The organism is Pantoea rodasii (genome assembly GCF_002095465.1).
In the GTDB taxonomy this organism is placed as follows: Bacteria; Pseudomonadota; Gammaproteobacteria; order Enterobacterales; family Enterobacteriaceae; genus Pantoea; species Pantoea rodasii.
In genome coordinates this window covers 102542-127939 of record NZ_MLFP01000006.1, presented here as the reverse complement: position 1 = coordinate 127939, position 25398 = coordinate 102542, and the positions used below count along the sequence as shown (strand labels likewise).

At 54.5% G+C, this 25398-nt stretch carries 28 protein-coding genes and 4 pseudogenes; 8 read left to right on the top strand and 24 right to left on the bottom strand.

Going from position 1 to position 25398, the window contains the following annotated elements:
• The first annotated feature begins 10 nt into the window (after positions 1–10).
• Positions 11–748: an ABC transporter ATP-binding protein gene (locus tag HA45_RS10865; protein ID WP_100700142.1), complete on the top strand. Its 738-nt coding sequence runs from the start codon at positions 11–13 to the stop codon at positions 746–748.
• A 47-nt stretch (positions 749–795) separates the two neighbouring features.
• Here HA45_RS10865 and HA45_RS10860 read toward each other — a convergent pair whose 3' ends face one another.
• Positions 796–1431 carry an RpiB/LacA/LacB family sugar-phosphate isomerase gene (locus HA45_RS10860; RefSeq protein ID WP_100700061.1) on the bottom strand — a complete coding sequence of 212 codons (636 nt, stop codon included), beginning with the start codon at positions 1429–1431 and terminating at the stop codon, positions 796–798.
• 128 nt (positions 1432–1559) lie between these two features.
• Here HA45_RS10860 and HA45_RS10855 point away from each other — a divergent pair, with 128 nt between their 5' ends.
• Positions 1560–1889: a cupin domain-containing protein gene (locus tag HA45_RS10855; protein WP_100700060.1), complete on the top strand. Its 330-nt coding sequence runs from the start codon at positions 1560–1562 to the stop codon at positions 1887–1889.
• Between the two features lie 470 nt (positions 1890–2359).
• Here the strand turns inward: HA45_RS10855 and HA45_RS10845 are convergent, their stop codons facing one another.
• From HA45_RS10845 to HA45_RS10815, 7 genes and pseudogenes are all read right to left on the bottom strand, one after another.
• Positions 2360–2863 (bottom strand): protein disulfide oxidoreductase, encoded by a 504-nt coding sequence (locus tag HA45_RS10845; RefSeq protein ID WP_100700059.1) that lies wholly within the window; start codon positions 2861–2863, stop codon positions 2360–2362.
• A pseudogene (locus HA45_RS10840) lies at positions 2835–3580 on the bottom strand (DsbA family protein). The gene HA45_RS10845 and the pseudogene HA45_RS10840 overlap by 29 nt, the downstream one beginning before the upstream one ends.
• A pseudogene (locus HA45_RS10835) lies at positions 3580–5582 on the bottom strand (protein-disulfide reductase DsbD family protein). Before HA45_RS10835 ends, HA45_RS10840 begins: the two co-directional pseudogenes overlap by 1 nt.
• A 47-nt stretch (positions 5583–5629) precedes the next feature.
• On the bottom strand, positions 5630–5980 hold the full coding sequence (locus HA45_RS10830; protein ID WP_100700056.1) for a hypothetical protein: 351 nt from the start codon (positions 5978–5980) through the stop codon (positions 5630–5632).
• A gap of 187 nt (positions 5981–6167) precedes the next feature.
• Positions 6168–6961 (bottom strand): annotated as a pseudogene (locus HA45_RS10825) (SDR family NAD(P)-dependent oxidoreductase).
• A 95-nt stretch (positions 6962–7056) separates the two neighbouring features.
• Positions 7057–8226: an MFS transporter gene (locus tag HA45_RS10820; RefSeq protein ID WP_100700054.1), complete on the bottom strand. Its 1170-nt coding sequence runs from the start codon at positions 8224–8226 to the stop codon at positions 7057–7059.
• Positions 8223–9368: a serine hydrolase domain-containing protein gene (locus HA45_RS10815; RefSeq protein ID WP_100700053.1), complete on the bottom strand. Its 1146-nt coding sequence runs from the start codon at positions 9366–9368 to the stop codon at positions 8223–8225. Before HA45_RS10815 ends, HA45_RS10820 begins: the two co-directional genes overlap by 4 nt.
• Positions 9369–9481: 113 nt before the next feature.
• On the opposite strand from HA45_RS10815, the gene HA45_RS10810 reads away from it, so the two are divergent.
• Together HA45_RS10810 and HA45_RS10805 are read left to right on the top strand one after the other, a co-directional pair.
• Positions 9482–10372 carry a LysR family transcriptional regulator gene (locus tag HA45_RS10810; RefSeq protein WP_100700052.1) on the top strand — a complete coding sequence of 297 codons (891 nt, stop codon included), beginning with the start codon at positions 9482–9484 and terminating at the stop codon, positions 10370–10372.
• An 85-nt stretch (positions 10373–10457) separates the two neighbouring features.
• Complete coding sequence (locus tag HA45_RS10805) at positions 10458–11315, top strand: NAD(P)-dependent oxidoreductase (protein ID WP_100700051.1); 858 nt, start codon at positions 10458–10460, stop codon at positions 11313–11315.
• Here the strand turns inward: HA45_RS10805 and HA45_RS10800 are convergent.
• The 7 genes from HA45_RS10800 to HA45_RS10770 form a co-directional block, all read right to left on the bottom strand.
• The gene (locus HA45_RS10800) at positions 11288–11872 is read right to left on the bottom strand and encodes a P-loop nucleotide/nucleoside kinase family protein (protein ID WP_100700050.1); all 585 of its coding nucleotides are present in this window, start codon (positions 11870–11872) and stop codon (positions 11288–11290) included. The two genes, HA45_RS10805 and HA45_RS10800, sit on opposite strands and share 28 nt — an antisense overlap.
• The gene (locus tag HA45_RS10795) at positions 11869–12306 is read right to left on the bottom strand and encodes a PTS sugar transporter subunit IIA (protein ID WP_100700049.1); all 438 of its coding nucleotides are present in this window, start codon (positions 12304–12306) and stop codon (positions 11869–11871) included. Before HA45_RS10795 ends, HA45_RS10800 begins: the two co-directional genes overlap by 4 nt.
• 9 nt (positions 12307–12315) lie before the next feature.
• Positions 12316–12585: a hypothetical protein gene (locus HA45_RS10790; protein ID WP_100700048.1), complete on the bottom strand. Its 270-nt coding sequence runs from the start codon at positions 12583–12585 to the stop codon at positions 12316–12318.
• A gap of 63 nt (positions 12586–12648) precedes the next feature.
• Entirely contained in the window at positions 12649–13491 is an 843-nt protein-coding gene (locus tag HA45_RS10785) for a class II fructose-bisphosphate aldolase (RefSeq protein ID WP_100700047.1), read from the bottom strand.
• Positions 13478–14845: a PTS sugar transporter subunit IIC gene (locus HA45_RS10780; protein ID WP_100700046.1), complete on the bottom strand. Its 1368-nt coding sequence runs from the start codon at positions 14843–14845 to the stop codon at positions 13478–13480. Before HA45_RS10780 ends, HA45_RS10785 begins: the two co-directional genes overlap by 14 nt.
• On the bottom strand, positions 14838–15152 hold the full coding sequence (locus tag HA45_RS10775; RefSeq protein WP_034827292.1) for a PTS sugar transporter subunit IIB: 315 nt from the start codon (positions 15150–15152) through the stop codon (positions 14838–14840). The genes HA45_RS10780 and HA45_RS10775 overlap by 8 nt, the downstream gene beginning before the upstream one ends.
• Before the next feature lie 10 nt (positions 15153–15162).
• Complete coding sequence (locus tag HA45_RS10770; RefSeq protein WP_100700045.1) at positions 15163–16143, bottom strand: 6-phosphofructokinase; 981 nt, start codon at positions 16141–16143, stop codon at positions 15163–15165.
• Between the two features lie 434 nt (positions 16144–16577).
• On the opposite strand from HA45_RS10770, the gene dld reads away from it, so the two are divergent.
• Positions 16578–18272: a D-lactate dehydrogenase gene (gene dld / locus HA45_RS10765; RefSeq protein WP_100700044.1), complete on the top strand. Its 1695-nt coding sequence runs from the start codon at positions 16578–16580 to the stop codon at positions 18270–18272.
• An 87-nt stretch (positions 18273–18359) separates the two neighbouring features.
• Here the strand turns inward: dld and HA45_RS10760 are convergent, their stop codons facing one another.
• Entirely contained in the window at positions 18360–18944 is a 585-nt protein-coding gene (locus HA45_RS10760; protein WP_100700043.1) for a YceI family protein, read from the bottom strand.
• 217 nt (positions 18945–19161) lie between these two features.
• Here HA45_RS10760 and HA45_RS10755 point away from each other — a divergent pair, with 217 nt between their 5' ends.
• The gene (locus tag HA45_RS10755) at positions 19162–19512 is read left to right on the top strand and encodes a type II toxin-antitoxin system RelE/ParE family toxin (protein WP_100700042.1); all 351 of its coding nucleotides are present in this window, start codon (positions 19162–19164) and stop codon (positions 19510–19512) included.
• A gap of 1 nt (position 19513) precedes the next feature.
• Positions 19514–19813, top strand: a complete 300-nt coding sequence (locus tag HA45_RS10750; RefSeq protein WP_100700041.1) for a helix-turn-helix domain-containing protein — start codon at positions 19514–19516, stop codon at positions 19811–19813.
• On the opposite strand, the gene pqqF is transcribed toward HA45_RS10750, so the two are convergent.
• Both pqqF and HA45_RS29010 read right to left on the bottom strand, forming a co-directional pair.
• Positions 19804–21432 carry a pyrroloquinoline quinone biosynthesis protein PqqF gene (pqqF, locus tag HA45_RS10745; RefSeq protein WP_244563425.1) on the bottom strand — a complete coding sequence of 543 codons (1629 nt, stop codon included), beginning with the start codon at positions 21430–21432 and terminating at the stop codon, positions 19804–19806. The genes HA45_RS10750 and pqqF overlap by 10 nt on opposite strands.
• Positions 21396–21560: a hypothetical protein gene (locus tag HA45_RS29010; protein ID WP_366557333.1), complete on the bottom strand. Its 165-nt coding sequence runs from the start codon at positions 21558–21560 to the stop codon at positions 21396–21398. Before HA45_RS29010 ends, pqqF begins: the two co-directional genes overlap by 37 nt.
• Positions 21561–21569: 9 nt before the next feature.
• Here HA45_RS29010 and HA45_RS29005 point away from each other — a divergent pair, with 9 nt between their 5' ends.
• A complete protein-coding gene (locus HA45_RS29005) occupies positions 21570–21809 on the top strand; it encodes a hypothetical protein (protein WP_366557334.1) in 240 nt (79 codons plus the stop codon).
• Between the two features lie 17 nt (positions 21810–21826).
• Here HA45_RS29005 and HA45_RS29000 read toward each other — a convergent pair whose 3' ends face one another.
• The 6 genes and pseudogenes from HA45_RS29000 to pqqA all read right to left on the bottom strand — a co-directional run bounded on the left by HA45_RS29000 (position 21827) and on the right by pqqA (position 25330).
• Positions 21827–22117 carry an insulinase family protein gene (locus HA45_RS29000; protein WP_436405006.1) on the bottom strand — a complete coding sequence of 97 codons (291 nt, stop codon included), beginning with the start codon at positions 22115–22117 and terminating at the stop codon, positions 21827–21829.
• Positions 22117–23255 (bottom strand): annotated as a pseudogene (pqqE, locus tag HA45_RS10740) (pyrroloquinoline quinone biosynthesis protein PqqE). The gene HA45_RS29000 and the pseudogene pqqE overlap by 1 nt, the downstream one beginning before the upstream one ends.
• A complete protein-coding gene (gene pqqD / locus HA45_RS10735; protein ID WP_100700038.1) occupies positions 23242–23520 on the bottom strand; it encodes a pyrroloquinoline quinone biosynthesis peptide chaperone PqqD in 279 nt (92 codons plus the stop codon). The pseudogene pqqE and the gene pqqD overlap by 14 nt, the downstream one beginning before the upstream one ends.
• A 4-nt stretch (positions 23521–23524) precedes the next feature.
• Positions 23525–24280 carry a pyrroloquinoline-quinone synthase PqqC gene (gene pqqC / locus HA45_RS10730; protein ID WP_100700037.1) on the bottom strand — a complete coding sequence of 252 codons (756 nt, stop codon included), beginning with the start codon at positions 24278–24280 and terminating at the stop codon, positions 23525–23527.
• Positions 24277–25203, bottom strand: a complete 927-nt coding sequence (pqqB, locus tag HA45_RS10725) for a pyrroloquinoline quinone biosynthesis protein PqqB (protein WP_100700036.1) — start codon at positions 25201–25203, stop codon at positions 24277–24279. The genes pqqC and pqqB overlap by 4 nt, the downstream gene beginning before the upstream one ends.
• A 55-nt stretch (positions 25204–25258) precedes the next feature.
• The gene (gene pqqA, locus HA45_RS10720; protein ID WP_010617686.1) at positions 25259–25330 is read right to left on the bottom strand and encodes a pyrroloquinoline quinone precursor peptide PqqA; all 72 of its coding nucleotides are present in this window, start codon (positions 25328–25330) and stop codon (positions 25259–25261) included.
• Between the last annotated feature and the right edge of the window lie 68 nt (positions 25331–25398).

Below are 25398 nucleotides of genomic sequence, written 5' to 3'. Positions count from 1 at the left end.
CATGAACGAGATGATCCGCGTGAATCACCTCAACCTCAGTTTCGGTGAGGAAGAGCAGCGCAATCAGGTGCTGTATGACGTGAGTTTGTCGGTGAACGAGGGCGAGATTTTTGGTCTGGTTGGCGAGTCGGGATCGGGGAAAACCACGGTACTGAAATGCCTTGCCGGGCTGTTTACCCATTGGGAGGGCGAGCTAGCGATTGCGGGACAAAAACTGCAACATCGCATCGCCCGCGAGCGCTGTCGTCAGGTGCAGATGGTGTTCCAGGATCCTTATGGCTCGTTGCATCCACGCCACACTATTGGCGATATTCTGGAAGAGCCGCTGCACATTCACGGTATCGGTCAACGGAGCCAGCGCGTGGTTGCGATGCTGGAAAAAGTGGGATTGAATCGCGCCTGGCAGACCCGCTATCCGCATCAGCTTTCAGGCGGTCAGCGTCAGCGTGTGGCCATTGCACGAGCGCTGATCCTTGAACCCCGCGTGTTGTTGCTGGATGAACCGACCTCTGCATTGGATGTTTCCGTGCAGGCGGAGATCCTGAATCTGTTGAGCGACTTACAGCAGCAGGAGAATCTGACCTATCTGATGGTGACGCACGATCTTGGCGTAGTGGCGCATCTGTGCCATCGCGTGGCCGTCATGCAGCACGGGAAGATGCTGGAGACGCTGGATGTGGATGCGTTGGTGGGAAATCGGGCGCAGATGCCCTACACACAGATGCTGGTGGAAGCGAGCCGGGCATAACCACAATGCCGCGACGCCTTGCGGGTCGCGGCATGCTTCTTGCGCTGTTAGAGCAACTCGCGCACGTATCGCACAATTTCCTGATTCTGCCCATGTTCAAACAGGCACTCCTGCAAACGCGGGCCGCTGACAGCGGTCTTCACCAGTTCAGGGTCTATCGCGCGCAACGAATCAAGATAATTGTCTTTCAGCAGCGCCGCTTTCACCTGATTGAGAATGCCCGCATTGCGCACCTGCGGCTCTTTGCGCTCCGGCGGATAACCCAGTCCTTTTTCACCGGTAAAGGCTTTCTCAAAAATAAAGCGCAGATTTAGCTCAGCGCCCCAGCCAAAGCCTTTGGCGAACGGCAGCGAGAGCGCATTGCCATTATTGATCTGGGCAAACAGATAAGCATCGGCAGGATCAATACAGTAGCCGCACACCACGCCAGGATGCAGGTTCAATGACACCAATGCGCCCTGTCCAGTGCCACAACCGGCGACCACAAAGTCCACCGCTTTGCTGTTCAGCAGCACGCTGGCCATGATGCCGAGGTGAATGTAGGTCAGATGATGATCCTGTTCGTCGCTCATGCCGACGTTAAACACCTGATGGCCGAGCGGTTGCGCGACGGTTTGCAGTTCTTTCAACACGGTTGCGTTCTTGGCGGCCTGGCTATTTTCCATCATCAAAGCGATTTTCATGATCCATCCTCATATTAAATTGAAACACCGTTTCATTTTAATCAAAGCGCGTTAAAATGCAGCCCTGAAATGTCTCTTTCAATGTGAGGCATGTCACACATTGATGAAGTTACTGGTGAGGGGAACCCATGTTTATTTATAAAAGCGCCACGACTCAGGAAGACCTCGGCAACGGTGTGACGCGGCGAGTCATGGCCCACGGTGGTCGGATGATGGCAGTCGAAGTGACATTTGAAAAGGATGCGGTTGGGCCATTGCATCATCATCCACATGAACAACTAACCTATGTGCTGTCGGGCCGTTTTGCTTTCACGATAGATGGGGTTACGCAGGAGGTTGGAGCCGGAGACACGTTATATAAGGCGCCGAATATTGTGCACGGTTGCGTTTGTCTGGAAGCGGGTACGCTGCTGGATACTTTTACCCCGCAGCGTGAGGATTTTCTCGGAGCGCGGTAGATGTCTGAGACACTTGCAGGTGCATCCCTGGATAGTGCATGAGTTCCTGCTTGATTGCCGCTTACCGGTTAAACGATCAGCGTTAACGCAGTCTGGGGCCGCTTTGGGGCTGGCGGTCCTCGCGCCGCTAACACAGTGCCTTCACGTCATTCGTTTGCCTTACGGACCGGCGGGGATGGCACATCGTGTGCCGTCCCGCCTTTCGCCCGCGTCCTGCAGGCTCTCCTGGCAAACTCATTCTGTTCAGCGCTGCGAAATACCAGCCCGAAAGTGACCCCAGCCTGCTCATTAACTTCTGTGTGTGTTGTCAAAAGGGTACAAAAACCGCGGGTAGCTCAGAGGTGACTGGATAGCATTCGCCTTAATGCGCAAAAAAAAGCTGCCACTTCGGAAAGTAACAGCTTAACTAATAAATCGCCTAAATTGACAGCCAACGTATTGGTTTTGCCGATCTGGCGTGCACACTTGTGTTAGCTAAATTTTTCCGTCCACCAGAGCCGCAATTTCAATCCCCAACTGCTGCTCCAGCCGGTGGTGGTGCTCACCACTTTGCCCTGCTGCAACACGATAAAGGTCGGGGTAACGCTGATATCCCAGCCTTGACTCACTGCACCGTTTTCATCGTTCACCGCTGGGCCTTGCAGCCCTTTCTTCTCCAGCCAGGTCGCAACACGCAAGTCATTACCCGACCGCAACGCCACGCTCACCACCTGCGTACCGCTCTGGCTGAGCGCGGCTACCGTTGGGGTGGTGAGTTTGCACACCCCGCACCAGGTGGCCCACACATACACCAGCAACGGCTTATCCTGGCTTAACGTGGCCAGATTAACTTCGCCATGCAGCGCCGTCAGCGGCTGTTGCGCCAGGTCGGCAGGAAGCTGCGGAGAACGCAGCCAATCCATACCCCAAATTATCGCGGCTGCGATCAGCACCAGCCACACCGCTTCACGCAGCCAGCGCTTGAGACGCATCATGCTTGGCCTGCAGCGCGCCCTTCACTGCCGCTTCCAGTTGTGCATACGGCACCGCGCCGCTGATCAATTCATTGCCAACCAGCGTGGCGGGCGTGCCCTGAACGCCTAACTGCTGCGCCAGCGTCAAATTTGTATTGATGGTGTCGAGACTGGCTTTGCTTGGCTCTTTCAGCTTGATGCCGGTTTTGTCCAGCGCGGCGGCAATACTGGCTTCGTCATGATTGCCCTTCTTCGCCATCAGGCGCTCGTGAAGTTTCAGGAAGTTTTTCGGTTGCTGTTCCCAAACGGTCAACGCCAGCCGTGCGGAGGTCAAGGATGTCTCTGCGCGGTACGGCAGCGGCTTCAGCACCACCGCCACCTGTGGATAGGTTTTTAGCAGCTTCTCGATATCTGCATCGAATTTTTTGCAGAATACGCAGTTGTAGTCCGTGAAATAAACCAGCGTTAGCGCCGGTTTCTCCGCCCCGATGCGCGGTGAACCGGCATCGTTGAATAAGGCGTCATGGTTTTCTGCACCATCTGCGCGACAACACTCTGCTGCTGTTTCGCCGCTTCTTTGTCGAAGGCATCAGCCGCTTCGGCCAGAATCGCCGGGTTCTGCACCAGCGTTTCGCGAATCAGCTCTTTAATGCGAGCCTCCTGCTCTGGTGTGAAAGGTGCAGCCGCCAGCGCAGGCAGTGTCAGAAACATCAGGGGCAGTAACAGGGATTTTTTCATTATTTTTTAGCCTCAGAGAGTGTGGAAATCACCGCTTCACGACTTAACAGCGGTGACAAAATGTGGCCATGCGGCAATGCCGGGCCATAAATTTGGTTGAAAGGGATGGCGACACGATCGCGCTTACGCAGGAATTCGCCGATCGCCGGATCGGGCTGGGTCCAGTCACCGCGTAGCAGCACCACATCTTCGGCTTTGAGCGCAGCACGAACGTCAGGTTGATTCAGCACGCGGGATTTGTTCACTTTGCAGGTGATACACCAGTCAGCAGTAACATCGACAAATACGCGTTTATCCTGTTCCAGCGCCTGATTGATCGCTGCTTCAGTCAGCGGCTGCCAGTACAGCGTTTCCTCCTCCGGCGCGATACGCGTCATCAGGAATACCGCTCCCACCAACGTCAGGGTGATAAACACCACACCGGCTTGTTGCAGCGCACGATGCTGAATTAACCAGCCGCACAGTACCAGCAGCAACACGCCACCCAGCACCATGGCAACGGTGTTACCCCAATGCGGTATCAGCAGCGTGACCAGCCAGAAGGTGGCGATCAGCATCAACAGGCCGAGCATGGTGCGCAGATGCACCATCCAGCGCCCCGGACGCGGTAAACAGCGCGCCAAACCCGGCAACGCCGCGACCAACAACCACGGCAGGCTCATGCCGATGCCGAGTGCCGCAAATAGCAGCCACAGCTGCGGTAACGCTGCGGTGAGCGCGTAGGCCACAGCGGTGCCGAGGAACGGCGCGCTGCACGGCGTCGCTAACAAGGTGGCAAACGCTCCCTGGCCAAAGTGACCCAACAGCCCGTTACCGCCTTGGGTTGCCAGTCGGGTGTTAAGACTGGAGGGCAAGCGGAACTGCAGTAAGTCGAACAGGCTGGCGGTGAACAGGAACATCACCAGCACCATCGCCAGCAGAAATCCCCCGCTCTGGAACTGAATGCCCCATCCAGTGCCTGGCCGCTAAGCCGTAGGCCGGTCATCAACGCCGCCAATAGCATGAACGAAAACACAATCCCGGCGCTGGACGCGAGGAATTGCTGGCGAGTCTGACGACGCGTTTGCCCTTGTTGCTGTACCAGGCTGCTAAGTTTGATCGCCAGCACCGGCAATACGCAAGGCATCAGATTGAGGATCAAGCCTCCCAGCAACGCCAGCAGCAGCACCGACCATAAGGTTTGCGATCCGCTTTCAGAAACTAATGGCTGAGAACCGATGATCACCGTGCTTTGCTGAGCAATGCCCGCGTCCGCCACCACCAGCGACAGGCTTTTCCCCTGTAAATCGGGTGCTGCTTCGCCCCACTCGTCGGTCACCGCCACACGCGCCGTTAGCGTATCACCTGTGACGCTAATGTGTGGCGCCGCCAGCATGCTGCCTTGCGGATAGTCGAAAAACAGTTCCGGTTTGCTCCAGCCTTGCTGGCGCTGCGCACGGATCTGTAGCTCACCGTTACGATAACTGGCATCAAGTTGATCGGTAACACCGCTCGCGGCCGGAATCTGCCCCATTGCTTGCGCATAGTCGCGAGCGAAATCGCCATCAACGGCTTGCGTGAGATCGAGATTGAACGGGAAGTCGGTCAGAATGCAGACGTCACTGCAGGTAGACAGCGTGAGCGTACCGGCCAGCGTTGCCCCCGGCAGAGAAGCGATGTCTATCGGCAGCGTGATATTGCCTTTATAGCCTTGCGTCGTCAGGCCACTGACGTCAAAACGGGCGGGTGCAGGCCAGTGCCACTGTGCTTTTACCTCAGGCGTTTGCCAGCGAATTTCAGGAGCAACGCCCCCTTCGCCCGGCGATCGCCAGTAGGTTTTCCAGCCTTTTTCCAGATGGATATCCAGCAATAATTGCGCATTTTCGCCGTGGCTGGCGCTGCGCAAACGCACTTCGGCGTGGCTATTTTGCGCATTGCGCAGCCAGCCGCTGTCGGCGGCTTGCGCCACGCTGGCGCAGCAGGCTAACAGGAGCAACAGGCTCCTGATAAAGAGATTCATGATTTTTTTCTCCGGTGAATAACAAGGTTTACGCGATGGATGGCGTAGGGTTATTCCCGGAAGACGCAAAAGGTCAGATGCCGCCGCTGTACGGGCGGAAACAGGGGTTCGCGACGATAGCCGCGCGTAGGATCAGGCTGGAAGAGCGTGGCAAGTAGCGCCACCACCATCAACAGGAACGTCATGACGGATTCTATTATCGGGGCTGCGGCGTGCAGTGATTTCGCACTGATAGAGCAGATTTTCTCACCACCGATGATTTCGCTACTGCTCAACGACGATGCGCTAATGGGCGCCTGTGTTGCGCCAGAAAAATTGACGCTACGCTGGACGAGACAAAACGCCAGCACCAGACAAAGCAGTGCCAGAATCCATTTTGCGCGTTGTGCCGATTTGGTCATGCCATCGCCCCAGAGTAAAGTGCGGGCATTCTAAGCAGAGGAAGCAGAAACACCAAGTATTGCTGTGTAAACTTTTGTCTGGGTGTTGTTGGCTGTACTTAACGTAGCGGCCCCCCTCTGGCAGCTTCATTGCTGTTCGAGGGCGAGATCAATCTCGCCGCTACGGTTTTGTCGGTGCTATCAATCGTTAAACAATATCGTCCACCACACCACCATCCACGCGCAGTGCTGCGCCGGAAGTGGCCGAAGCTTGTTGTGAGCAGATATACACTACCATATTCGCCACCTCTTCTACCGTGGCGGCGCGCTGGATCACCGAGCTTGGACGTTGTGCCATCACGAATTCTTTTGCCAACACCTCTAACGATTTCCCGGTGCGTTTTACCTCGTCTTCCATCATCGCGGCAAAGCCATCCGAAATCGTTGGACCCGGCAGCACGCTGTTTACCGTCACGCCACTCCCTGCGGCCACTTTCGCCAGCCCACGCGCCAGTGAGAGCTGCGCGGTTTTGGTCACACCGTAATGCACCATATCGGCGGGAATATTGCGCGCCGACTCAGAAGAGATAAACACCACGCGGCCCCAGCCACGTTTCACCATCTCCGGCAACAGGCGCGCGACAGTCGCACGCCTGACATCACATTGGTTTGCCAGTAAGCTTCCCATGTCTCGTCATCGGTGGCATAGAAGTCCTGCGGTCCGTAGATCCCGGCGTTGTTGACCAGGATATCAATGGCAGGCAAGCCATTGAGCAACTGCTTGACGCCCTGCGCGCTGCCAAGATCGGCGATAAAGGTATGAATTTTGGCACCGGCCACCAGTCCATTCAGCTTCTCCCGCGCGCGGCTTACCGAGGCTTCGCTGCGCCCGTTGAGCACCACTTCGGCGCCGCTCTCAGCTAATCCCTGAGCTATCGCGAAACCAATGCCGCCGGTTGAGGCAGTGACTAATGCGGTTTTGCCGTGCAAATCGATTTTCATACAGGTCTCCTTGATGGATGCGCAATATCATGCGGAACATCCATCAAGCCTGGTTGAGACTGCGAGATATGCCTTGTCGAATCATGCGGTTATTATCACGACCGGGAATGAGCACAAGCGTGTCTGGCCTGCTTTCTGCCGCGCCAAATCCCCCACAGCGCGACCGCCAGCAGCAATAAAAGTGCCGGGGGGAAACTGCTGACGCCAACGCTGTGCAACAACATGCCGCCAATCATGCCACCGCCGGCAATCGCCAGATTCCATACCGTGACCAGCATCGACTGCGCAACATCCACCGCTTTGCCGGCATGATCCACCATCGCGGTCTGAAACAGCGTTGCCGCGCCGCCAAACGCCAGTCCCCATAGCAGCACCGCAAACCAGATCGCCATTGTCGTAGTGGGAAACAGTTGCAGCAGCAACGCAGCGGCTATGAACAACAAAATGCTGATGAACAGCATCGGCTGCAGGAAGCGATCAACCCACCAACCGGTGATAAAAATGCTGACTAAAGAACTGATACCGAACAGCAGCAATATCGCATCGGCGCGGAATGCCAGCCCGGCAGGTTGTAAAAATGGCACGATAAAGGTGTAGAGGATGTTGTGTGCCAGAACGACACAGAGCACCAGCATAAGTACTCTGGCTACACCAGGTAACATCAGCACCTGACGTAAAGGTAAACGCTGATGCGCCCGTTGTCCCGGCTGCTTAGGCGCGGTCAGCCGTAGTATTAGCATTAGCAACAGCGATAATCCGCTCAAGGCAGCAAAACTCAGGCGCCAGCCAATTATATTGCCCACCAGCGTGCCCAAAGGCACGCCGAGAGCCAGCGCCAGCGGCGTGCCCGCCATGGTAATCGCAATGGCTTTGCCCTTCTGCTCCGGCGGTGCCATGGCGGCTGCATAACCGGCCAATAGCGCCCACAACAGACCTGCGGCGACACCGGCCAATACCCTAGCCACCAGCATCAAGGGATAGCTACTCAACAATGCGGTTGCGCCATTGGCAAGTGTAAATCCCGCCAGCGCGCACAGCAGCAGTCGGCGTCGCGGCATGCCCTGCAGGAGTGACATGAGCGGAATGGCAGCAAGAAACGATGCTACGGCATACAGCGACACGCTTTGCCCGGCCGCCGCCACCGATACCTGTAAATCCCGCGCCATGGGAGCCAGTAATCCGGCGGGCAGCGCTTCGGTAACAATCGTAACAAACGCCGCCAGACTGAGTGTCATTAAAGGCACTAAGGGTAAGCGTGTGCTCATTGGGCCTCCTGTATTGCCAGGTAAACGGCATCGCGCAGATCATTAACAAATTGTCCGGACATGCCCTCATAAAGTGTGTTGGTAAACGCCACAACACTCAGTGCCTGCTGCGGATCGACAAACCACGCATGTCCGTACGCGCCACCCCAGCGCCAGGTGCCGGCAGATTCAGGTGAGCCCGCCAGCAGCGGATCGCGCAATACCGAGAAGCCCAGCCCAAATCCCACGCCCGGCATATCCGGCAATAAGTGCTGGCTGACTTGATCCCGGGCCATCTCTCTTACCCACTCTGCCGGCAGTAAAGTACCGCCCCCACTGCGCAGCATTTCCAGCAGCGTCATGAGATCGCTTACCGTTCCGACCATGCCTGCGCCGCCGGACGGAAACGCCTGAGGATCGTATACGCGTGCGGGGCTATACGGGATACCCACTGTCCCTTCAAACGGTGCCACCCTCTCTCCCTCGCGCAAGATATGTGGACGAGGCTGGTCGCTGACATAAGCGGTGGCAACAGATTGACCGGCTGACAGTGAGAAGCCTGTCTGTTTCATCCCGAGTGGCCCGGTGACCAGATGGTGTATGGCTTCAGGCAATGGCTGCTGCTGGACCTGTTCAATGATCGCCCCCACAACATCAATCGCCAGTGAATAGCACCATGCTGTACCCGGAGTGAACAGCAAGGGAACGGTACCAAGCCGTTGCAAGTTCTCCTGCAGAGAAAATGGGGTCGCATCCATGCCATCCGAAACACCCGCCCGCGAATAGGGTCCATCCGGGGCGGCCTCAAGGAAGCGATAGCTAAGACCAGCGCTGTGGCTCAGCAGTTGACGCAAGGTGATCAACGCCCTGCGGCCGTCAGGCTGAAGCGGTTTAAACGTTGGCAGCCAGCGCGTGATATCGCTATCCAGTGACAGCCTTCCTGCTGCGACCAACATCAGCGCCGCAGTACTGACTATCGGCTTGCTGACAGAAGCGAGGCGAAAACGCTCGCCCACCGTCATCAGTCGTTGGTTTTCGCGATCGGCATAACCTGCTGCCTGATGAAACAAGGTTACGCCATCGCACTTCACCATCACCTCCATCCCCACCAGACGCTGTTCATCCAGCGCCGTTTGCATCACCTGCTGAAGGATCTTTTGCATTGTTCTCGCTCCTGAGTCATGAGTCCGATTAAGGTAGCCACTTCCCGATTACGGAAAAAGTAGGGTACATTTCATGACTCACCGGACATTTTTGTCCTGAATAAGGGGTCAGGATGGACAGCCTCAATGGATTTATCGTGTTCGTTCAGGTGGCGGAGACACGCAGTTTTGTGTCGGCGGGACGGCATCTGGGTATTTCCGCGTCGGCGGTCGGGAAAAGTATCGCCCGTTTGGAGGACCGGTTGGGTGTGCGGCTGTTTCACCGCAGCACGCGTAGCATTACCTTAACCGCTGAAGGTGCGCTGTTTTTAGAGCGCAGTCGGCGCATTCTTGCCGAGATCGAAGCGGCTGAAAGTGAACTATCGCAAGCGGCGCAGCGGCCCACTGGCCGCTTAAAACTGAGTTTCCCGATGGTCAGTTCGCTGATCCTGCCCGCGCTGGGTGACTTTATGACGGCCTATCCTGACATTCAGCTCGATCTCGATTTCAGTGATCGTTTAGTGGATGTGATTGCCGAAGGCTATGATGCGGTGATGCGCGGTGGCCCGCCGATGGATTCACGTCTTTCGGCGCGCAAACTGGGTTACGCCTACTCGATTGCCGTCGCGTCCCCCGAATATCTGGCACGTCACGGCACGCCGCAGACGCCGGAAGATTTGCAACAACATTCCTGCCTGCATTATCGCTTCAACACCACCGGCAAACTGGAGCGCTGGGTGCTGCGCGGTTATGAAGATGAGCAGGAGCTGGCCTTGCCCAGCAGCATGGTGTGTAACAACATTGAGACGCGCGTCTGTTTTGCGATGCGCGGTTTAGGCATCGCCATGCTGCCTGATTTCTCAGTGCGGGAAGCCCTCGCGCAAGGCACGCTGGTAGCAGTGCTTAACGATTATGCTTGTCACCGCAATGTGTTCCATTTGCTATGGCCTGCCAGTAAGCATCCTTCACCTAAAGTCCGCGCGTTAATCGATTTTCTCAGTACACGTGTTTTTACGTCTGGTTAACGGTTGTATTTGCTTGCACTTCCCTGTGCACAATCTTTTCAGCGCGTTCCATACTGACAGCTCGATGCTTAAAGGAGTGACTTTGATGACAACCATTGCTATCGCTGCACCTGGCGCTATGGGCGCGGCCGTGGGAGCTGTACTTGTCCAGCACGGGGCGCGAGTCATTGCCCCGCTGAGCCAGCGATCCGCCCCATCTCAGCAGCGTGCACAGCAGGCAAACATTGTCGACTGTAGCGCTGAGGCGCTTTGCGAGGCCGATATTATTCTGTCGATTCTGCCGCCCGAATCAGCACTCAGCTGGGCGCAGCAGATGGCCCCGTTTCTGCAAGCTGCCGCGCATAAGCCACTGTATGTGGATTGCAACGCCATCAGCCCGGAGACGTTGAAGCAGGTGGCGCAGGTGATTGAAAGCACCGGTACCCCTTTTGCCGATGCGGCGATTATTGGCTTGCCGCCGGGCGCGCACAATCCACAAGGGCCACGCTTTTGGTTTGCGGGTCCTCATGCTGCGCGACTGGCACAGTTGAGTGATTTGGGATTGCGCGTTCGCGTAATGAGTGCCGACAATGGCGCCGCCTCTGCGCTGAAGATGGCCTACGCCGGAATTAACAAAGGCATCACCCTGCTGACCTCGGCAATGCTGATCAACGCCAGCCGCGTGGGCGCAGCCGAGGCGTTACGTGAAGAGATGCAGGACAGCCAACAAGCGCTGCTGCAACGAATGGCGAAAGCTACGCCAGACATGTTGCCAAAAGCCTGGCGCTGGGCGGCAGAGATGGATGAGATTGCCACGCTGAATCAGGGCGAATTAGCCACCGATCAACTTTATCGTGCTCTCGGCGAAGTCTGCCGCCAGCTGGCTGATGATCAACAACAGGATCAACAGTTCAACTCCCTGCTGGCGGCCTTCTTTCAACCTGAAGCGGATAAAGCGGGTTGAGCATTAACCGGTAAGCGCAACTGCCGTTGCAGCCAGGCAATCGCGGCAGCTTCGTCAGGGTCGCAGGCATCGAGTTGCAACACCGGTCCGAGCGCCATCGGCTGTGCGGTTTCTGCCAACTTACGCAGTTCGGGCAGATACTCGGCACCTGGATGGCCTGGCATGCGATCGGTGAGCCGTGACTGATAGCGCGCCACCGCTTCGTCTGGTGTGATCGCCAGCCACAGCTCCAGTACCCGGGTGATGCCCGCCTGCTGCAATCCCTGCTGTAACACCTCTTTCGGCTGGAAGCCAAACCAGGCGTCGATCAGGTAAACGCAGCGAGTTGGCGCTTGACCCACGACCTTCCAAATCGCCTGATAGGCTGCGCACCCCAACTGACGATTGCGCAGACGATCCACCGGCGCGAAACTGGCCATAAACGGTTCTTTCAGGCTGTCCAGCGTCAGTACCGGAAAACCAAACTGCTCCGCCATCGCGCGTGTCAGGGTGCTTTTGCCAGAGGCCGGAATGCCGTTGACCAGCACCACCACCTTCTCTTCAGTGTGTGAAGTCATAGGATTTCTATCACCTCCGCCACACTGCTGGCCTGCCGCAGGCGCACCAGCGTTTCTTCATCTTCCAGCAGTGAAACAATCGCGCGAATGCCCTCTTCGATGTGTGCATTGCTGTCACGCGCACCGAACATAATCACAATGTCGGCTTTGTCACTGCCTTCAAACGAAATCGGCTCGTCCAGCACGATCATACTGAAGCAATCTTTTAGCACGCCGGTTTCCGGACGCGCATGCGGAATGGCGATCCCTTCTTCAAACACATAATAGGCACCGTGCGTCAGGGTATTGGCAATCACCGCCTCAGGATAGGAATCCTTGACGTAACCGCCTTGAACCAGCGGTTGTGCAGCCAGCGCAATCACTTCGCGCCAATCCGTGACCGTCACCCCCACCTGAATCGCATTCGCTTCTTGCAGCAGTCGCTTAATACTCATACTGCCTCCTTAAATCGACTTGCGGATGGTATTGCGCAGTTCATCAATTTTAACGAACAGCGGATCAATTTCCTGACGAAAGCGGCGGCTTTTGGCAAAGATATTTAATGCGCGGTTATATTCCAGCATTAATTTCTTTTGCGTATCGATCGCCTGTGGATTAACAGCGAGTTGTTGCTCCAGCTCGCTTATTTTCCCACTGATATTTTCTGCCTGAAGATCTATTTCCTGTGAATCCTGGCTCTTATTTTCCGAGCCCTTTTTCAAGAATCCAAACATAGCGTCTCCTGCCCCGAACGGCGCCGGGGCACCTCAGGTTATTACGTCATGAGAGAGTCGTGGTTAGCGGAACAGCGAAATCTTTTCGACCAACACATTGGTCACGGCATCGTTAGCCGGCACCAGGAAATTACGCACGCTGTCATTCACCCGGCCTTTTTCAAAGGTCTGCTTGCAGTTTGCCACCCATTGCACATTCATTTCCGTGCCAACGTTCACTTTTTCGATACCGCTGCGTACGGCCAGACGCATATCTTCATCGCTCACGCCGGTACCGCCATGCAGCACCAGTGGGGTTTTGGTGGCATCGGTGATATCAGCCAGACGCTGATGCTGAATATGGGCTTTGCCGGTATACAGCCCGTGCACCGTACCGATGGAGATCGCCAGCATATCCACGCCGGTTTCTTCCACAAAGCGTTTGGCATCATCTACGGTGGTAAAGGAAGCAGCGTTCATCTCCACCTCTTTACCGTCTTCAGAACCCCCAATCGCACCTAACTCCGCTTCCACCGAGACCTGCAATGGACGCGCCATATCAATTACGCGACGGGTATTGGCAATATTCTCTTCAATCGATAAATGCGAACCGTCATACATAATAGAGCTGAATCCGGCGTCCAGTGCCGTTTGAATCGCATCCAAATCTGAACAGTGATCAAGATGCAGGCACGTTGGCACATTACGGCTCTCAGATAACGAGCGAATCGCATCCACTAATAATTTATGCCCTAAATATTTCGCGGTGCCGGTCGAAATTTGAATCATTAATGGGCTATTGGTTTTTTCCGCTGCTTTAAAAAAGGCCGGTAACATTTCCAGACAGTGCAAATTAAAGGAACCGAGTGCTTTAAATTCACGTTCTTTAGCCACCTGTAACAGATCGGTAAAATTATAAAGTTTCATGGAGCTTTTCCTCGTGGGATTTAGGGGATTTTCCGTTAACAAACCAGGCGATCAGAGTGATGAAGACAACAAAGAGAGCGACGAACAACCAGTTGCCCTGGAACGCATGACCCAATACCAAACCGGTACTGATGACGTCAGAGTCACTGAAGGTCACACCGGTGAAGCCATAGCTTTCGAGCATCGGCACCAGAATGGCCGGCAAGAAGGTGATAAACAGACCATGAACGAAACCACCGATCATCGCCCCGCGGCGTCCGCCCAGCGCGTTACCAAACACACCTGCAGTACCACCGGCAAAGAAGTTGGTGAGCAAGCCAGGCAGAATCATTGCCAGACCGAACATTGGGAACACCAGCATGCCGACGACAGAGCCGAGGGTGGTGGCAAGGAAGCCGACGATCACTGCGTTCGGCGCATAAGGGAACATCACCGGGCAATCGAGTGCCGGTTTAGCATCCGGCACCAGGCGCATGGCAATGCCGCGGAAGGCAGGCACCAGTTCGTTCAGCAGCAGACGCACACCGCTGTACAACACGAACACGCCAGCAACAAACTGAATCGATTGCATGAAGGCATACATCAGATAGTTCATGCCGTTACTGTACTGGCCAATAAATTCCGGACCGGCCGCCACGGCTGGGATCAGGTACATCGGCACCATCACCACCGCCATCGACAGATAGGTGTCCTGCAGGAACTTGAAGTTGTCGGGCAGTTTAAGGTCTTCGGTTGAGCGTGAACCCTTACCGACCACTTTTGCCACCGCTGCGGTCAGCAGATAACCGATGGTGCAGAAATGCCCCAGAGCCACATCATCAGAGTCCGTGATACGACGCACCACAGGTTGCGCCAGCGCCGGCATCACCACCGCCATAATGCCGCCGAAAATGCCACCGGTAAGGATCAGAGGTAAGCCTGTCAGCCCCGCTTTATAGCCAATCACCGCACCGATAGTCGCCATCCACAACAGCGCTTGTCCGGTCAGGAAGATGTATTTGAACGGCGTCAGACGCGCGATGATGATGTTGACGATAAAGATCACCAACAATGTCAGCGCCACTTCTGAGCCCAGCTCGCGGCTCGCTAACCCGGCAATGGCGGCAACGTCGGTGATATAACCCTTCATGCCAAAACCGTGGGTAAAAATGGTATTCAGGAAGGTCAGCGTGCCAACAATAATGTTGATGCCCGCCATCATAATTAAGAAGCCCAGCAGGGTTTTAAAGGTGCCTTCCACCACCTTACCTGCGGATTTTTTTTGCAGTAACAGACCAATCAGGGCAATAAAGGCGATCAGAATCGATGCCTGCCCTAATAAGTCTTTTACCAGGAAATCAATCACACTATTCATGGTTAGCAACCTTTAGATTACGTTCTTTCATAAACGCCACGATTTTTTCTTCAATTTCTGCTTTGTCGGTCAGCTTATTGAGAATAATCACCCGCTTGATTTGTTCCGGGCTGGCATCGGCATTTAAGACATCGGCAAACGCCTTCTGGGTTAAAATCATGTCGGATTTAAAGGCGTTGGCTTCAGAAATAGTGGTGTGATCGATATCCGCTTCAATTTCGAGTTTCTTTAATACGGATTTGGCGCTCATTTCGATGGCGAAACTAGAACCCAGACCACATCCACAGACACATAATATTTTCAGCATGGCGTTTTCCTCACAGAATATGCAGTTGTTTAGCGAGTTTGTAATGATGCCCTTCGGTATCAACCAGGCGTTTTTTCATGCTCAAGAGATCAATCGGTATCGGTCGATTACTGCCATTAATAATCACCGTTTTGTTGCGCATCCCCGACTGAATACAGCGCGCAACTTCACTGGCCATAATGGTGCCTTGATAAATTTCTTCACAGGTCGGGTCACCACTACGCAAGCCGTAACCGATGATGGTTTTACGAATTCGTACGCCTATCAACGGTTCAATCTGTTTAATTAAGGTATCAATTGCGCCCTGAAAGCCCGGCGAATACTCCCGCGTGTAGCCTTCTGAGCAGAGAATCACCACGCTATTTTGTTCGGCAAGGCGCTGTGTAATGCGCTCTGCCAACTCCTGCGTGGGGATCTGGCATTCTGGGATTAAAGCAAAGTCGGCATTGGATTTGATCGCTGACTGCAGGGTTAATTCACCACAGTAGCCTCCCAGCAGTTCGACCATAAATACCCTTCCGGTTAAGGCACGGCCGGTATTTCTTAGCTTCGCCACTTCTTTTAATACTTGTTCACACGCAGTGGAAAAACCGATGGTGTAATCACTGCCGAATACATCATTATCGATGGTCATGCCCACACCAAAACAATTCACACCAAATTCACTTAAGGTGTGGAGGAATTGCAGTGAGCCATCTCCACCGGCCATAATTAATACATCAACACGCAGTGATTTGAGATTTTTAGCGATGATCTCATATTCAGGACGAATGAGTTTTCGTGTGGTTCTTCCTGACTGCATCACCGGTATGGATGTAACGGCATAATCGACCAGATCGCGTTGAGATATTTCCTGATGCCGATTTTCCAGCAATCCTGGGATGCCTCCGTTAAATAACACCATATCGGCTTGTGTCATACGCGATATTTGAAAAACAAAGTTATTTATTCCTGTGACATCACCACCGCTGATCACCATGCCAATTCTCATTGTCATCACTCCTTCTCTGCGCGTCTGACATTCATTCTTCCGGTGAACGGCTTTTATATTTGCAATAGAGATCACATTTTTGTCATGAATTTATGAGGAGTGAGCGTTGACAATGACTTGAGGTGTTCATTATTTGTGATGTTAATCACATTGATGGTTATTCGCCCTTCCTTAAATAACGATTAATATCAAGGCGTTATATTTACTTTGGCGATCAAAATGCTTAAACCCTTTATTCGAAAGTTCAGCTTAATTTCTTTCAACCTAAATTGTGATTGCCCACGCATTTTTATCAGACCAGCCCACGTTTTCCCCGGAAGATAAAGGGATAATGATTCCGTGCGTTATTTACCCATCAGTGCCGCTGAATCATTGACGCCAGGCTTGTCTGGCTGTCCAATAACGCGGCAAATCAATGATAAAGAAGAGAGCTCATGACCACCCCGCAGGAGATGTTGCGTCAGTTAGCTGGCGTAGTGGGCGACAAACAGTTGCTGACCCACGCTGATGATAAAGCCTGGTACACCAAAGGATTCCGCGTCGGTCGCGGCGAGGCGCTGGCGGTGGTGTTACCACAAACGCTGCAGCAACTCTGGCAGACACTACAGATATGCGTGGCCCAGAACGCGATTATCCTGATGCAGGCTTCCAATACCGGCGTGACCGGCGGTTCAACACCGGATGGCAATGATTACGATCGCGCAGTCGTCATTGTCAGCACCCGTCAGCTTAAAGGTGTGCAGGTGATCGATCAGGCACGCCAGATGATCGCCTTTCCTGGCACCACATTGACCGAACTGGAACAGACGCTGCAACCGCTGGGGCGGGAACCGCACTCGGTGATTGGATCCAGCTGTATTGGCGCTTCGGTGGTCGGCGGTATTTGCAATAATTCCGGCGGTTCGCTGATCCGCCGCGGCCCGGCGTTTACCGAGAAATCACTGTTTGCCCGTATTCATGATGACGGCCGGCTGGAGCTGGTGAATCATCTCGGCATCGATTTAGGCAACACGCCGGAAACGATGCTGCAGAACCTGGCGCAGCAGCAGTATCAGACCGGCGAACAACCAGATTGGCAGGGAAAGATCTGGGCCGATGACTATGCCGATCGCCTGCGTGATATCACTGCTGACTCCCCTTCACGCTTCAATGGCGACCTGCGTTATCTGCACGACAGTTCCGGCAGCGCGGGCAAAGTTGTGGTGTTTGCGGTGCGTTTACCCACCTTCGAAGCCAGCGCGGGCAGCGATACCTTTTACATCGGCACAAACGATGAGCGTGTGCTGGTCGCGCTGCGCCGTTTTTTGCTCACCAACATGCGCGAACTGCCGTTGCAGGCGGAATATATCCATCGTAATGCGTTTGATTTGACGGTGCGTTACGCCAAGCATATGTATCTGGCGATTCGCAAACTGGGTCCGCAGGCCATTCCTAAAATGATGGCAAATAAAGCAAAATGGGATGTCCGTGTCAGCCATATCCCTTTCTTGCCGCGCAATTTTGTTGATCGGGCACTGCAATGCTTCAACCAACTGACACCGAGCTTTATTGCACCGCGCATCATGGCTTATCGCGATGAGTATCAACACCACCTGATGATCAAGGTCGATGCGCTACAAACCCATGAGTTAAACACTCTGCTTCAGCAATTTTTTGCCGACCGTGACGGTGGCTTTTTCCACTGTGATGTTCGCGAAGCAGCTGATGCCTTTCTGGTGCGATTTGGCGTGGGCGGCTGCACCATCTCCTATTGTGATGCGCTGGGTTATAACCCGAATGAGCGGTTGGTGGCATTTGATGTGGCGCTGCGCCGTAACGATGACGATTGGCGCTTAACCTTACCGGAGCACTTAGCGGCACAGGTTCAGGTCGATTCCTGCTGCGGGCATTTTTTCTGTTATGTGAATCATCAGGATTACGTGCTGAAAGAAGGCGTGGATGCGAAGGCGTTTAAGGAGGCGGTGAAAGTGTATCTGGCGCAGCGTGGGGCGAAATATCCGGCTGAGCATAATGTGGGCCATCTGTATCAGGCATCGTGCGAGCATGTTGATCACTGGAAGCAACTTGATCCCACTAATAGCTGCAATCCCGGCATCGGGAAAACCAGTAAGAAGAAATACTGGGCGTAAACCAGCCATTCTTTTGCAGTTGAAACGCATCCTGACGCCTTTCAGCGGTCAGGATGCGTAACTTTGCTCGCTACCACAACGTACGAATTACTTCGCGTACGCCTCGGTAGAAAGGGTCAGCGTGACATCATCACTGACTGCAGGCACGTATTTATCCAGTTTGAAATCTGAACGTTTAATCACGCCCGTGGCATCAAAACCAATTGCCTGCTTCTTCACCATCGGGTGCATACCCTGTTGATTCAAGGTCGCGTGCAGCGTGATCGGCTTAGTGATGCCTTTCAGCGTCAGATTGCCTTCCACGTCAAACTTGTTATCGCCCTTCGCCACCACTTTGGTGCTGTGGAACACGGCTGATGGATATTTAGCGGTATCGAAATACTCCGCGCCCAGGAACTCTTTGGTCAGCGCGGGCACATGTGAATCAATCTGTGAAACCGGCAACGTAACATCCACGCGCGATTGCTCTGGATGATCTTTATCAAACACCAGCGTCCCTTTGCTGTTCGGGATATCAGCCGTTGGATGCGAGAAGCCGAAGTGCGTCCAGGTCACGATAACCGAGGTGTGCGCGGGATCGAGGTCATAATGCATCGTGGCAGCCTGCGAAACGGGTGCGTACAAAGCAGCGGCGGCCAGCAACGGCAGGACCAGGCGGGTAACGTTTTTCACTTAGAGTTCCTATTAGATCGGGAGAATCTATTGAGTGTCTCGAATTAACAGGCTAAGGAATAGTGAAGAGATTTGCCGGTGACCTTCAAATATATTCAAAGATATCAGTGGGTAATGATTTAGTTTGGTGAAAGTTTTCCAGACTGATAGTGTCCGGTTGTTTTCATAGCCTATTGGCTATAACATGTGCCATAGCAAAAAGCTATAGGATGGCGATATGTGGGAAATACTGACAACGGATGTATTTGACGAGTGGTTCTTCGCGCAAAATGAAACCTTACGTGAAGACGTGTTAGCCATCATGGGAATTCTAGCGGAAATGGGGCCACAGCTTGGGCGACCCTATGTTGATACCCTCAAAGGATGCAAATTTTCGCATCTTAAAGAGTTACGCATTCAGCACGAGGGTAAACCGATTCGAGCTTTTTACGCCTTTGATCCTGTGCGCCGCGCGATCGTGTTATGTGCCGAAGATAAAACCGGCATGAATCAAAAACAATTTTACCGGAAAATGATTAGCATGGCTGAGGCAGAATACCGCCGGCATTTAGTGCAGATGGAGGGATAATATGTCTACGTACAAAGAGTTAATTGAAAAACAATCCGCAGAAAGCCAACTACGTATCGCAAAAAAAGTCGAAAAGCTGCGTCAGGAAATTGCCTTAAACCAACTGCGTGAGGAGCTGAATCTGTCACAAACTGAGCTTGCCCGCACGATGGGCATTTCCCAACCCACGCTCGCTAAAATCGAAAATCCCGGCAATGATCCTCGAATCTCAACACTCAAGCGTTACGTGGCTGCGTTGGGTGGGGAAATACGTATTGATGTGACTTTGCCGAATGGTAAGCACATCGCTTTTCAGCTTTGATTAACGAGTATTCGCCAGCGGCGGCGTTCGCGCAGTAAACGGATATGAAGCTGCTGGATAAGAGGCAACGTCAGGGATGCCACCGCGTCACGCGTGAGATTTGGCAATCCCTGCTGTTGCCGAAGCCCCTGAAGTGCGGCTTCCGCGTTATCGCTGGCATCGCACTGTTCGCGCAGTGTGGCTTGCCAGGCCGCTAAGGTTTGCGGCGTGATGGCGTCTAGCTCTGCCACGATCTCACGTAAAAAGCGTTTGCAGTGTCCAAGCAGCGTTTGCCATGGAATCTGTGGCGACTGGAGTGCCAGCATCAGCCCATCGACATCCGCCACGCGCTGGTAGCGCGCCGACACCACATAGCCAATTTGCTGATCGACCCGCAGTCGCTGGAAAAAACGCGGTTCCAGCATCAACGACAGCGCGCGCAGTGCGGCTAAATGCCTGTCATCAGCTAGCGGTAACGGGATAAACAGCAGCAGCGCCTGATCGCCCCCGGTGCAGCGAATCGGCTTAATGCCCCGCTGCAATCGTGGCGATTGAGCGCAGTTTGCCAAACCAGGTGTGAAGTCACTGAGCAAATGCGCCACGCGCTGATGTAATGCCGAGTGTTTGCCACACCATGCTGCCAACCAGCGAGCATCACGGGTGGGAACAATCAATTGCGTAGGTAAGGCTGCGAGAAGCTGTCGGATCACGATCGTTTGGGCAAGCACCTGCGGTTTTAGCTCGGGTGTCAGGTTCAATGCCTCAAGTGCGTCATACACAGCCAGCAAAGCGTGTGACTCACCGACAGGCAGATTCAGCACCAACTGCCAGACGCCTTGCCTCTGCTGCCAACTGCCCGTGCCTCCTGCATGACGCAACTCCGCTAACACCGGACGCAGCAGTAATTGCCGCGCCTGCGCATCAGCGTCACTCAGCGTGTGATAAAAGGCCGGCCGCAACAGCAAGGTCTCAACCTGTTGTCGTGGCGCAATACGCGGCAGTGGCATCGCTATCGGCGATAACAGGGGCAACACGGCCGGTTGCGCCGTGGGATAAAAAAGAATGCAGGCGTTGAGAATGCGCTCAGGCTTTGCGGCAGCCACTTTTGCGCAGCAGCGTGAACCTTGTGTCTGAACGCTTTCTGCGCGGTCCAGCTGCTGCTGTGTGAGCAAGCGTGAGCATGGCACCTGCGCCAACGCAGCCAAAAAAGCGCTGAAACCCTGTGGCACATAATCCGCCGGCGCAAAGCCCAGCGCCCGACCACGCAGCTGTTCCAGTGGCGATAAGCAGGCAAAATCGTGCCGCGCCAGTTGCGCATAATGCTGGTGTTGCTCAGAGGTGCAAAGACTTATCGCAGCCAAATGCTGCCTGAAACAAAATTCAATCTGCTGAGCTTGCTCCGCACTGATTTTAGGACCACTGAAGCGCAGCGCTAACCAACCGTGCCGCGCATCCTGCCACAGCCATTGCCCCTGCAGCGTATCGCACAATCCCGCCTCTCTGAGTGCGGCCAGGAGGCTGCCCGGCGCTTCATCTTGCCAGAACACGCTGAGCAAGGTGACATTGTCACGCAATGTATGTTCATCACCGGATAACATCAGTGTTAGCCAGAAACTTTCATCACCTGACAGCTGCAACATCGTGTCGCCTGGCGGCAATATGGGCGCTGGAGTTGAGGGTTTGTTTTAGCTGAACTGGGCGAAGAAAAATGTTGCGCGAGTTGCGCCAACTCATCTAACGATTGCGGGCCCTGTAACCACAGCTCCATGGCATTCGCGTGATAAAAACGTTGATGAAAGTCGCGCAACGCGAGCTGCAACAACGTGACGTTGTCACCGAATACCTGCTGATTACCGACACGAAACCGTTGAAAAGCCCCACCCAACCTCTCCACCAGCGCGGTTTCACAGAGCGTTTCGGCATGCTGCTGCAGAAGTTGGCATTCTGCATCAATGACCGCCACTTCCTGTTGTATAGCCTGCTGGCTCAACAGCGGTGCGGCGATCATATCACTTAACCGCTGCACACCTTCAGTCAGGTTCGCCGAGGGAAGCTGGAAAAAAAGGCGCTGCTGCTGAGCTGGGTGGTGGCGTTGACCTGCCCACCTTGCTGTTGCACCCACGGCATCAGGCGATCGCTGTCTTTGAAACGTTCGCTGCCGCAGAACAACAGATGCTCCAGCAAGTGCGCCAGCCCCGGCCAGCGATCGGGCTCATCCAGGCTGCCAGCTTGCACGCGGACCAGCGCGGCGGCATCGCGCGCGTCGGGTTGATGGTGCAGATGGCATTTCAACCCGTTAGCTAACCGCAGCTGGCGTGAGGACATCAGTTAACCCGCTGCTTAAAGATCAGTTCGGAGTTGGAGCGATTACGGAACTGAAGCTGAGCGATTTTGATGTCGCTGCAGGTGGCTTCGCGCCGCGCTTCAAGGATTTTGCCGTGATGCGGCGACTTGCTGCAAACCGGATCGGTGTTATCCGCATTACCGGTCAACATGTAAGCCTGACAACGGCAGCCACCGAAGTCTTTTTCTTTCTCATCACACGAACGGCACGGTTCAGGCATCCAGTCGTAACCACGGTAGCGATTGAAACCAAACGAGTTGTACCAGATGTCTTCCAGGCTGTGCTCCAGCACTGACGGAAATTCCACCGGCAACTGACGTGCGCTGTGACATGGCAATGCCGTGCCTTCCGGAGTGACACTCAGGAAGATCGAGCCCCAACCGCCCATGCAGGGTTTTGGCCGCTCTTCGTAATAATCTGGCGTCACGAACAGCAGATTAGTGAGGTTGCCACTTTCGCTCATGCGCTCACGGTATTGCGCCACCACGGCTTCGGCATGCGCAATCTGCTCACGCGTTGGCAATAAGCCCTGACGGTTGAGATGCGCCCAGCCGTAAAACTGGCAGGTCGCCAGTTCGACATCGTCCGCTTCCAGCTCAATGCACAGGTCGATGATTTTATCGATCTGGTCGATATTATGGCGATGAAGTACGAAGTTCAGCACCATCGGATAGCCGTGTGCTTTCACTGCTTTCGCCATCTCCAGCTTTTGCTGGAAGGCTTTTTTCGAACCGGCCAATGCGGCATTGAGCGTTTCATCACTGGCCTGGAAGCTGATCTGGATATGATCCAGCCCGGCATCGGCGAAGGCGTCGAGTTTTTCGCCGTCAATCCAATGCCCGAGGTGATCAGGTTGGTGTAAAAACCTAAATCACGTGCCGCCTTGATTAGCTCAGGCAGATCTTTACGCGTCAGCGGTTCGCCGCCGGAGAAGCCCATCTGCACGCTGCCCATGGCGCGCGCCTGGCGGAACACGTTGATCCACTGATCGGTGGTCAGCTCTTTTTCCTGCTGCGAGAAGTCGAGCGGATTCGAGCAGTACGGACACTGCAGCGGGCAGCGATAAGTCAGTTCGGCCAGCAGCCACAGCGGCGGCGTGGCGGTTTTATTCGGGTTCACGACACTGGATCCATTTCTGTTCTACGGCGGATTGCAGGAATTCTTTCACGTCATCACCCACGCCGCCTGCTTCAGGAAAACGGCTGTCCAGGATGGCGATAATCGCCGCAACATCCTGCTTGCCGGTGACCAGTTCGAGAACGGCGGTGGCAGTTTCATTCAGTTTAGCCATGCCTTCCGGATAGAGCACCACATGGCTATCCTGCGCCGGCTCCCATTGCATGCGATAGCCACGGCGGAAAGCTGGAATCAGATTATCTTTCATAACGTTATACCAATCTTGTGCTGTGCCAGGACACCTGATCGGTGACCGTGTGGTAAGGCGGGCGTTGCAGCGCATAGGCCATGGTCATGGCATCCAGCAGCGTCCAGAGAATGTCGAGTTTGAACTGCAGGATCTCGAGCATCCGATTTTGCTGCTCTGCGGTGGTGAACACCTCCAGCGCCAGCGCTAGCCCGTGTTCGACATCGCGATTCGCCTGGCTCAGGCGACTGCGGAAGTAGAAGTAGCCTTCTTCTTTGATCCACGGATAGTGCTGCGGCCAGCTGTCGAGACGCGACTGATGGATTTGCGGTGCGAAGAGTTCGGTTAACGAACTGCAGGCCGCTTCCTGCCAATTGGCGCGGCGCGCGAAGTTGACGTAGGCATCCACGGCGAAACGTACGCCCGGCAGCACCAGTTTTTCTGACAGTAGCACTTCACGGTCCAGCCCCACCGCTTCACCCAGCTGCAGCCAGGCTTCAATACCGCCTTCCTGTCCGTTGCTGCCGTCATGATCGAGGATGCGCTGCACCCATTTACGGCGCGTGGCCGGATCCGGGCAGTTTGACATGATAGCCGCATCTTTCAGCGGGATATTGGTCTGGTAATAGAAGCGATTTACCACCCAACCCTGAATCTGTTCGCGAGTCGCATCGCCATTGTGCATCGCGATATGGTAAGGGTGGTGAATATGGTAAAACGCGCCTTTAGCACGCAGCGCCTGCTCAAACTCTTGCGGCGATAAGGCTTCGGTAATGATCACGATGCGCTCTCCTGCAGATGAATCGCCATCCCGTCCCAACTCACTTCAATGCCCTGCTTTGTCAGATACTGACGCTGCGGCGACTGCTCGTTGAGGATCGGATTGGTGTTATTAATATGAATTAAGATTTTGCGTTTCGCCGGCAGCGATGCCAGCAGGGCCATCAGCCCATGCTCTTCCGCGAGGGCCAGATGCCCCATCGCTTTGCCGGTATTTTTACCGACGCCAGTGGCGAGCAACTCATCGTCCTGCCAGACGGTACCGTCAATCAACAGGCAATCGGCTTTCTCCAGCCACGGCATGATCACCGCATCGGGCTCGCCCAGACCTGGCGCATACAGCAACGTTTGGCCATTGGCGGTATTTTCGATAAACAGCGCGACGTTATGGCCCGGCAGAGGGCGGTCGCGATACGGCGAATACGGTGGCGCATTGCTGAGAATCGGGATGGCGGTGAACTGCAGGCTGCCACACACATCGACGCGGAAAGGTTCGAGTGGCGTCAACCCATGATGCTGCAACCCGCCGTTCCAGTGTTGCAACATGGTGAAAATCGGGAAACCGCTGGTGAGATCGGCATGAACCTCTGGCGTGCACCACACCTGATGCGGGCAGCCTTCACGCAGGCTAAGTAAGCCGGTGGTGTGATCGATCTGGCTGTCAGTGAGAATAATGCTGCCAATCGTCGTGCCGCGCAGCACATCTTTTTTATTTAATTCAGGTGTATGAGCGATCTGCTGACTGATATCCGGCGAAGCGTTGCACAGCACCCAATCTTCGCCATTGTCACTGACAATGATCGAGGATTGCGTCCGCGCCTGAGCCTGTATCGTACCGTTACGCAGGCCGCTGCAATTGGCGCAGTTACAGTTCCACTGCGGAAAGCCACCGCCTGCCGCCGAACCGAGCACTTTAATAAACATGAGAAATGACCAGAAAGAAAAATAAAATGCCCGCACGAATGGCGGGCAGAATGTCTTAGCGGTTGGAGATGTACAGAGTCACTTCCAGGCCCAGACGCAGATCTACAAACTCAGGTTTTTTCCACATAATAAATTTCCTTTAAAACACGTAATGCAGAGCGGACTCTGCTGAAAATGCTTGCGCCAGAGAGGTTA